The 12985-nt window shown below is 42.9% G+C and carries 7 protein-coding genes; all 7 read left to right on the forward strand.

The genetic code is table 11. From position 1 onward, the window contains the following. Positions 1-101: 101 nt before the first annotated feature. The 7 genes from HZB59_11050 (at position 102) to HZB59_11080 (ending at position 12810) form a co-directional block, all read left to right on the forward strand. Complete coding sequence (locus HZB59_11050) at positions 102-1583, forward strand: aldehyde dehydrogenase family protein (protein ID MBI5021961.1); 1482 nt, start codon at positions 102-104, stop codon at positions 1581-1583. A gap of 251 nt (positions 1584-1834) precedes the next feature. Further along, positions 1835-5149 (forward strand): PAS domain S-box protein, encoded by a 3315-nt coding sequence (locus HZB59_11055; protein ID MBI5021962.1) that lies wholly within the window; start codon positions 1835-1837, stop codon positions 5147-5149. Further along, entirely contained in the window at positions 5146-5814 is a 669-nt protein-coding gene (locus HZB59_11060) for a response regulator transcription factor (GenBank protein MBI5021963.1), read from the forward strand. The genes HZB59_11055 and HZB59_11060 overlap by 4 nt, the downstream gene beginning before the upstream one ends. A 204-nt stretch (positions 5815-6018) precedes the next feature. Further along, positions 6019-6291, forward strand: coding sequence for a hypothetical protein (locus HZB59_11065; GenBank protein ID MBI5021964.1), 273 nt, complete (start codon positions 6019-6021; stop codon positions 6289-6291). A 30-nt stretch (positions 6292-6321) separates the two neighbouring features. After that, positions 6322-10059, forward strand: a complete 3738-nt coding sequence (locus tag HZB59_11070; GenBank protein ID MBI5021965.1) for an RHS repeat protein — start codon at positions 6322-6324, stop codon at positions 10057-10059. Between the two features lie 13 nt (positions 10060-10072). After that, the gene (locus HZB59_11075) at positions 10073-11083 is read left to right on the forward strand and encodes a T9SS type A sorting domain-containing protein (GenBank protein MBI5021966.1); all 1011 of its coding nucleotides are present in this window, start codon (positions 10073-10075) and stop codon (positions 11081-11083) included. Positions 11084-11472: 389 nt separating this feature from the next. Next, entirely contained in the window at positions 11473-12810 is a 1338-nt protein-coding gene (locus HZB59_11080; GenBank protein ID MBI5021967.1) for an L-lysine 6-transaminase, read from the forward strand. Positions 12811-12985 lie beyond the last annotated feature (175 nt).

Here is a 12985-nt window from a genome sequence, read left to right on the forward strand (position 1 = left end):
AAAACACCGAGTGAATTATAACAAAATAATAGTCGAATCCTATTAATTGGAAAATAAAAGTAATAGAAATTGTTAACGGAATTTATTAATTGGAGATAAGAATGAAAAAATATCAAAATTTTATTAACGGTAAATGGTGCGATGCAAAATCGGGAAAAACATTCGAAGACCGTAATCCTGCTAATTGGAGCGAAGTCGTTGGTGTATTCCCTAAATCCGGTAAGGAAGATGTTGAAGAAGCTGTAATGGCGGCTCGTAAAGCATTCGAAAAATGGCGGCTCGTTCCTGCACCTAAACGCGGCGACATTCTGAAAACAGTCGGCGATATTATGACAGCTCGCAAAGAGGAAATCGCCAAACTAATGACACGCGAGATGGGAAAGGTTTTGACCGAAACAAGAGGTGATGTACAAGAAGGAATCGATACGGCTTACTATGCCGCTTCGGAAGGGCGAAGATTATTCGGTCATACTGTACCATCGGAGCTGCCGAATAAATTTAATATGGCTATGCGCGTACCGATTGGTGTTGCAGGTATCGTAACGCCGTGGAATTTCCCTATGGCAATTCCGACGTGGAAAATTTTCCCCGCGCTGCTTTGCGGAAACACGGTTGTGTTCAAGCCGGCATCCGATACGCCCGCGACTGCAACTGCGCTGGTTGAAATTTTAGCTGAAGCCGGTATACCCGATGGTGTTGTTAATATCGTTCACGGCGGCGGAGGAGAGGTTGGTAATTCGATTGTGGGTCATACGGAGGTGGATTTAGTAAGCTTCACCGGATCAACCGAAATTGGAATAAAAATTTCTGAAATGGGAAGTAAAACTCTCAAACGCGTTTCACTTGAGCTTGGCGGGAAAAATGCGCAGATCGTGATGGATGATGCCGATTTGAACCTCGCGCTTGATGGCGTGCTATGGGGTGCGTTCGGTACAACTGGTCAGCGATGTACTGCTACAAGCCGGTTGATATTGCACGAGAAAGTTTTCGATAAATTCATGTCGATGCTTGTTGACCGTACAAAGAAACTACGGCTTGGTGATGGACTTCTTCCCACAACCGATGTTGGACCTTGCGTAAACGAAGGTCAACGCCAAACCGATCATAGTTACGTGGAAATCGGATTGAAGGAAGGTGCTAAGCTCGCATGCGGTGGTGATATCGGTAGGGGCGGTGATCTTGATAAGGGTTGGTTCTATCAACCAACAATCTTCACTGAAGTAACTCCCAACATGAGAATTGCGAAGGAAGAGATTTTTGGTCCGGTGCTTTCCGTTATCAGAATAAAATCGCTTGAAGAAGCGATCAATGTCCTGAATAATACGATTTACGGATTATCATCCTCCATCTATACAAAAAATGTGAACGATGCATTCACGGCGATCCGCGATATTAAAGCAGGCATTACATACATCAACGCACCGACGATCGGAGCCGAGGCACACATGCCTTTCGGCGGGGTGAAGCAGACAGGTAATGGTCACCGAGAAGGCGGCTGGACTGTATATGATTTCTTCAGCGAATGGAAAACTGTGTACATAGATTACAGCGGCGGATTACAGAGAGCGCAGATAGATACATAATAACTATCGCTATTCTTAACATTGTATAGCGAAAGAAAGAAGGTATAATCTTTATTCCACTTTTTCAGTAACCCTCACCAATTGTAGGTGAGGGTTTTTTCTTTCTGGATATCGGTGGCTTTATCAACATTTATTGTTTTGACTCTCATCCAAAGCTTTTGTATTATTACATGAATTGGAAGTAACCGTTGCCGATTTGTAACGTTGCATAAGTTAAATTCACATATACTGATAAACAAGCCAACTTTTCTTTGTCTACGCTCAAGTTATATTGCTGTATAGTTGTACTGACATTTTTCTTCTACCATTACCTCATAGCACAACAAGATTCTTTCAGTAATTCTTGGCGCTGGGCGCATTTCACTACCGAGTATGGTCTTCCATCCGATAATGTTATTGACGTTATTGAAACTCCTGATAATACGTTGTGGGCAATTTGTGATGCCGGCATCGCGTGGTATGATAGTTTCCAATGGCACCCAGTTTCTCTTCCCGGTCAATTACTCCTGGAAAGTAAATCTACGCCATGCGATTACCGTAAGGATAGCATCCTTGTTGGCCTGACAACCGGAGAATGGTATGCTGTTGGGAAAAACGGCATGTCGAAACTCCCGGTTCCCACTCATTCCAAAGTCACGTATGTTGCCGGAGATACAATTTTATTCGTCGAGAATGGTCTCCCATCCTTTGTTCGGCGTACTGATCCTCGCCACTTATTGAATATTCGACGTGGTTCGGATAAAAATATTCATGAGATCCAACGAACGAAAGGAAATCGAGTTTGGATTACAACGAGTGAAGGTACTTTTCGGTGGGAGAATAATGATTGGCGATTGATGTTTCGCTTCGGTGGTTTACCCTCGGCATTGTCGTTTCATCTTGATGAAAATCCGGCTGGTGCGGTATTCGCTTCGTGTGAATTGCCATTAACAATGAGCGGCATGTGGCGATACATACCCGGGTCGAAAGTTCCGCATCGAATACCGGGGAGCGTGATGGATCTTCGTGCTATTGCAATAAGTCCGACACAAATGCTTATCGCTGCATATTATTCCGGCGATGTACGGATCCGTATCGGTAGATCATGGGATAGCTCACCTATCTTACAGGAAAAATGCAAAGGACTTCACAAAATGTTTTTTCGTAAAAATGGTGGTCTGATAATCACAACGTCCAATGGGATTCATTATTATCAACCATCATCATCACGGTGGCACTTTTTTCCAGGGAGTGAGCCGGAACGTGGAGCTGTGAATGAAATTTTATTAACACGTACCGGTGATACTTGGATAGGTACAGCGAACGGAATAGTTGTTCGCAATAAGAACGGGGAAATAAAAAATATAACCCGTATATATAACACACCGCTGATTGCCGTTACCGGGCTTGCTGAAGATATGAACGGTTGCATCTGGGTTTCAAGCGGTGGTTCATTCGATGGTGCTTACCGATGGGATGGTTCAATATGGAAGTATTTTACGATATCGGAGAATAAACATGGCGCCAGGTTCCATAAAATTCGGACAGATCGGAGGGGCCGACTGTGGTTCCTCGGTTTGTCAAAATTTGTTGAAGATCCTGCAGTGAGTGAACCGGGAACATTTATATACGATGGTGTTTCCAGTTCAAGATGGAACCATGACAGTGTATTTTCGAATAGAAAAGTCTATGCCTTTGACGAAGATATGCAGGGAGGACTTTGGTTCGGGAGCAGCGGAGGAATTAGCAGGTGGAGGAATGGTCAATGGCGGCATTGGGCAAAAGCTCAGGGGTTGCAACATTCGCGTGTTTTCACTCTGGCAGTCGATCGGTCAAATAATGTCTGGTTCGGGCATCAGACTCTTGGATATGGACTTGGATGTATTGACTCTTCGGGAGCTGTTAAGTACTTCACGACATCTGATGGTCTTGTTAACGATTATGTCTGGGAGGTCCGCGTTGACGCACGGGGTGTGCTTTGGATTGCCACACGCGGCGGATTGGGAAGCTATGACAATGGTATTTGGTCAAGGTTCGATGAGTCGAGTGGATTGCCGAGTAATTTACTTTGGCCCATCCTTCCATTAGAAGATGAAGTATATGTTGGCACGCATGGAAAGGGTGTGGTAGTATTGAATCGGAAAGAAAGTTTTATCCCCGGTCCAAGGATCGTTATTGAAAAACCGAACATCGATAAGCAAGATGTCCATCTGGATTGGAAAGTATATTCTTATTGGGGGGTAGGGTCTCCCGGCGAGATATTAACTCAGTATCGTATTGATCACGGTCCCTGGTCTGAGTGGAGTAAACTAAGAAATTTTGATTTGAGGAATGTTGAACCGGGAGAGCACACATTAGAGGTGCAAGCGCGTGGAGTTTTCAGGACCTCTCCGAAGGATGTTCAATCTGCAATGTTTACAGTGTTACCACCACTTTATTTACGACCCGCTGTGTTAATTCCGGCAAGTGTTCTGCTGACAGGCCTAGCAGTCCTTAGTTTTATTTTGATCATTCGAAAGAGGCACTACAACACCGAGATTCGACATCGTGAAGCAAAATTTCGTGCCGTCACACAGATGACGCATTCTGCAATTATTATTTTCAACAAAGATTTGTCGATCATTTATTCTAATAAAAGTACCGAACGGTTGACGGGATATTCGCACGAAGAACTTCAGTCGATGAAGATTACCGACATCCTAGTCCCTGACCAACATTCTGTGTTTTTCTCAATGGAGAGAGATTTATCTGCGAACAAGGATGTCCCGCAGCGTGCAGAATTTGAAATAATAAAAAAAGATGGAGTGAAGTTGTGGATAGATCTCACATGGGGGGATGTTATGTTTCAGGGAATACCTGCTATAATCGGAACGGCATTTGATATAACGGAGCGGAAATTTGGAGAACTTCGTATCAGGGCACTTGCGTCGGAATTAAGTGCCACCGAGCAACGATCCCGGAAAAGAATGGCGGCATTTCTTCATGATAAAATCGGTCACGCGCTTGCTCTTAGCAAAATGAAAGTTGAATCACTCATTGAAGGAAGCGAAAATACTTTAATGCGCCAATCTGCAGAAGAAGCTCACGCTTTACTTCGCGATGCTATTCAAACAACCCGTTCATTCACGTTCGAACTCAGTCCGCCGATTCTCTATGATCTTGGACTTGTTCCTGCAATCGATTGGCTGTTGGAAGAATTGCAGAAAAGGGAAAAGATTCAAACATCGCTGAGCAAACCGGTAGCGAAAATTTTAATAGCTGATGAAGTTCGGAATGTGCTGTTCGAAGGGACCCGGGAAGTGCTCATCAATGCTATCAAGCACAGCCGCGCGAATAACATTGATGTCGGTATTAACGCAACTAATTCGATGGTTACGGTCTCTGTCGGCGATAATGGAGTAGGATTCGATGTCTCGGGATTGGATCAGACGCAAACCGTGCAAAAAAGTTTTGGATTGTTCAATCTCCGTGAGCGACTGCACGATATTGGAGGCAGATTGGAAATTGATTCACAACACAAACTAGGAACAACTATAAGAATGATTGCCCCGGTGCTACAGTTACCTAACGAAAAGGAAACCTTATGAATAAATTTTCGCGTAATGTTCGCGTCATGATAGCCGACGATCACGGGATTGTTCGTGATGGTGTCCGCAGTGTATTGACCGCGGAATTAAAAATGGAGGTTGTTGGTGAAGCGGTGGACGGTCTGCATGCTGTCCAACTAGCGCGTGAACTTCAACCCGATCTGATTATTATGGATATTAATATGCCGGGTATGAACGGTATTGAGGCAACCCGTACCATCTGCCATGAAATGCCGGATGTGAAAATTGTCGTGCTTTCCATGCATTCCGACAAACGTTATGTTATGGAGATGCTCAGTCTTGGCGTTTCAGCATATCTGCTCAAAGATTGTGCACGGAAAGAATTAACTGTTGCTATCGATAAAGTTCTCCATCAAAAGACGTATATCAGTCCAGACATAGGTATCAACGTCATTAGGGATTGCCTTGAGCAGTTAGGGATGAAGGAACCGACAGCGTTTTCGCCACTTTCACCGAGGGAACGACAGGTGCTCAAGCTCGTCGCCGACGGTAGGCAAAATAAAGAGATTGCAGATTACCTAAATATGAGTGTTAAAACCGTGGAGGGACATCGCCAAAACATAATGCAGAAGTTGAATCTGCATACGGTTGCAGAGTTGACGAAATACGCAATTCGCGAGGGAATAACAAGTTCGGATAAATGAGAAGTCCTGTTTTCCTGTTCCACATTCAATGGAAAGGAGTTTCAATCCTGACCTTTATTGGTCAGTGGTAGAATTACCTCCAACAGCTTGATTCCAATCTATCGTTGAGTCCACACCGTACTTCCCCTATCCAAAAACAGGGTGAAGACCCTATTGATATCGTTACCTTCCAATTGTAACTTATAAGCGACTTATTCAACTCATGTGAACAACAATATATCATCACGGCTTTTTTATCCGAATCCCTTCCAGCCAACAGGGATCGAGTTCACGTTGGAGGAAGCCGCTGTTGTGACGGTGAAAATTATTGACGGTTCAGGAAAAGAAATAGAAATGTTGATTGACCATCAATCATATTCTCCCGGAGAACATGTGGTACAGTATAACTCGGCGAAATATAAAATCGGAGAGCACTGGTATCAGATAACCGTCGAAATCGGTGAGAGAAATTTTATTGAGGCAAAACTAATTCAATAGTTTAACATTCATCGTTACAAAGGAGCAATTATGAAAAAAATAATCTTTCTATTCATCTTAATCCAACTGATGCCAAGTTCAGTTTTGGCTCAATCTCAAGGGTACGGCAACGATTGGGTAATTTTTGATGACACGTACGGTGATATTGGCCTTGCGCGACCATGGTATATTGATGTTGGAGATGGGGACAACGCTGCGTATCCCAGGGGGAATGTCATCGGCGCCGGTGGTCTGCAGGTTAATACATGCACCGGTAACTTGTTTCTAACCCGATCGGATTTGTATATCCCGTCGAGAGGCATCGATCTTAACATCAAATTTTCCTATAACAGCGGTGAGACCAAATACAATTATGGTTATGGTGCCGGATGGACGCACACATTCAATATCTTATATGAAAGATTCGGCTCGGATATATGTGTAAAGCGATGGGACGGTAATAGAGACACATTTAAATTTTCGTCGGGGTATTACACCCCTCCCCTCGGATGTTATGATTCACTGACACAGTATTCTTCCGGGAAATTCCGGCTTCGCATGAAATACGGTGGAGAGATATTCTTCGACGATTCGACACACGGTAAAGTCACCAGAATCCGTGACCGGAATGGAAATACGATAAGCATTACCTACTCAGGAGGCTACCCTCGAGTTATAACCGATGCCAACGGTCGCCGCCTTTCATTTAGCTGGTCCGGTGGTAAGATGACACAACTTCGCGACTCAATTTCATCCCCTCAACGTACCATATCTTATCAGTATAATGCGGATGGTGACCTTATTCTTGTTACTGATCCAATGGGAAATTCCATCAAGTATGGTTACGATTACGCGAAACGACTTACACTTATGACCGATCCGATGTCTACACACTTCTATATAACGTATGATGATAGTGGAGCAGTTACAAGAATACAATCTTTGCTCTCGGATGAGATTTTCAGCTATAACAGTACATCACATATAACAACCTGCACCAAGGATGGCACTATTCAAACGTACACGTACGACGGTATGAACCGCCTTACCGAAATTGCAGGTGCTTGCTGCGGATACCTCAGCCAGTTTGTGTACGATTCATTTAATAATATAACCTCGTTAACTGATGCAAACGGATATATCACAATATATACTTATGACAGCCGCGGCAACCGGCTCACAGAAACTGATCCGCTCACACATACGACCACGTTCACATACGAACCGGTGTTCAACCAAGTAACAGGGGTGACAGATAAGAATGGGAATATTACTACCTACACCTATGATTCGAAAGGAAACTGTACGGGTATAAACAAACCGCTTGGCATCACCCTCAGCTACACGTATGATAGTTATGGGAACATGGCAACATCCGTTGATGGACGCGGTCTTACAACAACGTTCACATATGATGGTAACAATCGCTTGACCACAGTGACACATCCCATCGGAACAGAAAGCTTTATGTATGACAACAGTGGGAATATACTTTCCTACACCGATGCAAACGGAAATGCAACTAACTATACGTACGATTATCTGAACCGGCGTTTAACAGAACAGAATGCTCTCGGTGAGCAAACATCGTTTTCGTATGATGCGAATGGTAACGTTTTGACTCTAACATCTGCCAACGGCAATCAATACGATTATACATACGACGGGCTCAATAGAAAATTGACCGAGACGGACGGTCTCGGCACGGTGCAATCCTACAGCTACGATGCCGCGGGTAATCTTGCTTCCTCGAGAGATGGCAACGGCATCACAACAACTTTCACATATGACGGCAATAATCGGCTTACCGCGAAAACCAGAAGCGGAGTTACCGAATCGTATACCTACGATGCAGGTGGGCGCATGCTTACATCAACCGAAGGTAATGGAAATACTACGGATTATACTTATGATGGCATGAATCGTAAACTCACTTCTTCAATAGGTGGGATCACAGTATCATACACGTACGATGCGGGTGGGCGTATACTTACATCGATTGACGGGAAAGGGAATAGTACAAATTTCACATACGATGGGCTCAACCGCAAGATAACAGAGACGTATCCTGATGGTCGTACAATTAATTACACGTACGATGGCAATGATAATATTATTAATCGAACAAATCCCGATGGTAAGACGACAAACTATACATACGATGGATTGAACCGTTTGACACTACGAGATTTCCCCGGAGCGAATGATGATCACTACACTTACGATGCCGGTGGAAGGATGTTGACAGCAACTAACAATAATGCAGATGGTGGATGGACGTATGACATGATTAACCGCAAACTGACCGAAACAGTAAACGGACATACTACACATTACTCCTACAACACTGCCACCCGAAATCGAACAATTACATATCCAGGCGGTACAGTTGTTCAGGAAACTCGCAACTTGCGTGAGAGAATCGTTTCCGTCTCGCGTGATGGCATCAATGTGGGTTTCGCATACGATCCGGGTAACCGGCTTTCCAGGATAACACATCAAGAAGGTGGCGAGTTGCGGACTGATTACAATTACAACAACCGCGATTTAGTTACTGCCATCACTCGGAGTTACTTCGGTGTATTAATGGACAGTGTCGGTTATGAGTACGATAATGCCGACAACCTCAAAGTTTTTCGCAACGCCATTCGATCCGAGGTGTATGGCTATAACGAACTCAACTGGCTTACTTCGTTCAAGCGGGGCAGTTTAGTTGGGAACGATATTCCCTCTCCAACGGACAGTAGCTTGTATAGTTATGACAATGCAGGTAACTGGACTTCTGTTGACCATCACGGGACGACAACATATACTAGTAACAATCTTAATCAATACACTACAATCGCACCAGGCGGGACGCTGACTTATGGACCAAAAGGGAATCTCGGAACTGGTATTAATTTTACCGGATCGTACGATCAGGAAAACCGTCTAACAACGGGAACCGATTCAACAGAAGAAATATGGGGAAACTATATATATGATGCTCTGGGACGTAGAGTAAAAAAAGAAACAATTGCCGGCATCATCAATTACTATTATGATGGTTACAGGATAATCGAAGAGAGAAACGGAGCTGATATAGTCACTGCAACTTACACCTTTGGCGATGAAGGAATTGACGATCTTCTTTCGCTCACCCACGATGGAACAACGTATTACTACGTGAAAAACACTCTCGGTTCGGTTGTTGCGATGATGAACTCTGTTGGTGCTGCTGTAGAGCGGTACGAGTATGATGCATGGGGACAGACGACAATCTGGGACGGCAACTATTCAGTACAAAGAGATAGTTCACACATCGGTAACCGCTTCATGTTTACCAGTAGAGAGTACGATGCCGAGATCGGGATGTACAACTACCGTGCGCGGGAGTATGATCCTGAGCTTGGAAGATTTTTGCAGAGAGATCCGATTGTATCTGATGAGAATGTCGGACTTTACAGCTATGTAAATAATAATCCAATATCGGGATTTGATCCTTTAGGATTGGCCAATTCAGGCCCTTATGGCCAAAGCCTTTCTAACTTAGATGATAATGGAATAGTGGCAGTAAAGTATCCATATCATCGATATCTACCACAACAAAATTCACATCGTAAAGAGCATTGCCCAGGTGGACATTGCTTTGTACCAGGTAAATGTCATGCATGCTGTGGCCACGGGCAACATGCTGATTGTTCGAATGGCAATTGCGAGTGTCATGAAAATGAAAAGAAAATAGACTGGGGAAAGATCATTCTAGAGACTGAAAAAATAATTGTTGATATTTTAAAAATATATTTATAATGAAAGGGTAGATATGAAAAATAATTGTAAATCACGAGTAGAAAAATTTAGTTTGTATGTTTTTGTTCTGATTGCATTACAATTAATAATATCTATTAATACAAATGCACAAGGGTGCGGTACAAGCTACACCACAGGAGGTGCTCAAGGTGGCGGCTACGCTAGTGGTGGTAATGCACAGTATGTACCAACTGCATCAACAGATACCATGTATCCAAGCGGAAGATGGAATATGGTCTCTGTTGCGCGTGTTGTTGAGGATTTTACACCCAACGTTCTATTCCCATCGGCAATCTCGAAACCGTTTTGGTTCAAAGGGGGTTATACGATAAAATCAATACTTAAAAATGGGGAAGGGTACTGGTTAAAATTTCCACCATCGCAGGAGATACCGATCAGTGGATACGATCTAACAACAATTGCGATACCGGTTGATGAGGGCTGGAACATGATAGGTACTATCTCTGTCCCATTACCAACGTCTTCAATTATCAGCGATCCACCTGGTATGATAACCAGTCAATTCTTTGGTTATGATTCCGGAGGCGGATACCATCATTATGACACACTCTTACCAAACAAAGGCATGTGGATCAAAGTAAGTAATCCCGGGACATTGATTCTTTCAACGAGTAATACACCAGAAATGCTCACAAAAAATGCAATCAAGGTTGTGCCAACCAACGAACTACCTCCACCCCCACCGGATGGAAGTGTCATAAATGAGGTTGGGATACCAAATGAATATGCTCTTGGTCAAGCATATCCAAATCCGTTTAATCCTTCAACTTGTATCAAGTATGAATTACCAAGTGATAGTAAAATCAGTCTAAAGATTTATGATCTTCTCGGACAAGTTATCGCTATTCTCAAAGAAGGTATAGAACAATCAGGTTATAAATCTGTCGAGTGGAATGCAAGTAGCGTAAGCTCGGGAATATATTTCTATAAACTTGAGGCAACGTCTATAACGGACCCGGGCAAATCATTTATGCAAGTGAAGAAAATGATACTTCTAAAGTAGATCGTAATAAAATATAGATGTTGGTTGGGCCAAGCAGCGCTCTCTATTATGGAGTGCTGCTTTTATTTCAAATATAATCTAAGAATGCTCGATAAAACTCCAGCGCAACAGGAGAGTGATGTGGTTTGTACCATAGTGAAGATTTGAGCTTTCAAAAAATATTCTTATATTTCACTATGAAATTCTTCCGTCAAATAGAAAAAGTTTGGTTTAATGTTCAGAATCCGCATATTTTCGGAAGACCCTACATTATTTCCTTCTACGAACACCAGGAATTCTTCTAAGTCGAGTTTTTTTTTCTCCATTTAAATCATAACACGATTCTAAGAAATCGTTTTATGATACTTATAACTCATAACTAATAACTTATAACTCTGACAAGGTGTTTTATGAAATTAAATATTCAACCTAAGGACGTGGAATCCGTAATCGGCAAGCATATGCTTGTTGATGTTCTTGATTTTATTATCGATCTCAAAAAAAGCGAAGGTGTTTACATCTGGGATTCCAGATCGAACCGCCGCTTGCTCGATTTCTTTACGTTCGTTGCCTCGATGCCGGTCGGTTTGAATCATCCGAAAATGATGACGCCGGAATTCAAAGAAAAAATGGCGTATGTTTCAATCAACAAACCAACCAACTCCGATGTCTATTGCGTTGAGATGGCGGAATTTGTTGAAACTTTTTCGCGTGTTGCTATGCCCGATTATTTGCCGTATGTTTTCTTTGTAGAAGGTGGTGCTCTTGGTGTAGAGAATGCACTCAAATCAGCATTCGATTGGAAGATGCGTAAAAATCTTGCAAAAGGAATTTACAAAGGATTGCAGGATGAATCGAAGATGAAAGTGATCCACTTCCGTCAAGCGTTCCATGGAAGAACCGGCTACACAATGTCTTTAACGAACACCGATCCAACTAAGATCGATTACTACCCGAAATTCCAGTGGCCCCGCATAGATAATCCGGTGGCAAAATTTCCGCTGAATGATGAAAACCTGAAAGCGGTTCAGCAAGCGGAACAAAATTCTATCAACCAAATTAAAGATGCGATCAATCAATATAAAAATGATATTGCTTCGATCATCATTGAACCGATACAGGGAGAAGGCGGAGATAATCATTTCAGGAAAGAATTCTTCGAAGCACTTCGCCAAATTGCAGATGAAAATGAAATCATGTTGATACTCGATGAAGTGCAAACCGGAATCGGACTTTCGGGTAAAATGTGGGCGCACCAGCATTTTATTAAACCGGACATGATTTCTTTCGGAAAGAAGACGCAAGTATGCGGATTTATGTCGAGCAAACGGATTGATGAAGTGAAAGATAATGTTTTCAAAGTTCCAAGCCGGTTGAATTCTACATGGGGCGGCAGTTTAACCGATATGGTTCGTTCACAGAAATATCTCGAAATTATCGAAGAAGATAAACTTGTTGATAACGCACGTGTAGTTGGAGAGCATTTAATCGGTCGATTAAATGAATTGCAAACTGAATTTCCCAAACTTGTTGGTAATGTTCGAGGTAAAGGACTCTTTTCTGCATTCGATCTTCCTTCAACCGCTCAACGTAATGAATTAAGGAAGAAAGCATCGGATAAAGGTTTGGTGATCCTGGGAAGCGGCTCTTTAGCAATGCGTTTCCGTCCGCCGCTCACAATCCAGAAAAATCAGATTGATGAGGGAGTGAATATTTTACGAAGTTCTTTGAAGGAAATGAAAGCGTAATACGGCAAACCTTCCGAGATTCTTGTGGATTAGATGGAACAATCTTCGGAAGGTTCGCAAAAGAAAAAGCCCCGGCTTGATATCAAGTTTGGGGCTTTTTAATTATAACCGCCTACTTTTCTAATATCACACCGACTTAGTGGGGTTAAAGCGGTCGATTGGTGATGCGATTCTG

The sequence above is a fragment of the Ignavibacteriales bacterium genome, assembly GCA_016214905.1.
In the GTDB taxonomy this organism is placed as follows: domain Bacteria; phylum Bacteroidota; class Ignavibacteria; order UBA10030; family SZUA-254; genus PNNN01.

What these genes read in the sequence shown, in the direction of transcription:
- HZB59_11050 (MBI5021961.1), top strand. Translation starts at nt 102, where the DNA reads ATGAAAAAATATCAAAATTTTATTAACGGTAAATGGTGCGATGCAAAA.
- HZB59_11060 (MBI5021963.1), top strand. Translation starts at nt 5,146, where the DNA reads ATGAATAAATTTTCGCGTAATGTTCGCGTCATGATAGCCGACGATCAC.
- HZB59_11070 (MBI5021965.1), top strand. Translation starts at nt 6,322, where the DNA reads ATGAAAAAAATAATCTTTCTATTCATCTTAATCCAACTGATGCCAAGT.
- HZB59_11080 (MBI5021967.1), top strand. Translation starts at nt 11,473, where the DNA reads ATGAAATTAAATATTCAACCTAAGGACGTGGAATCCGTAATCGGCAAG.
- HZB59_11075 (MBI5021966.1), top strand. Translation starts at nt 10,073, where the DNA reads ATGAAAAATAATTGTAAATCACGAGTAGAAAAATTTAGTTTGTATGTT.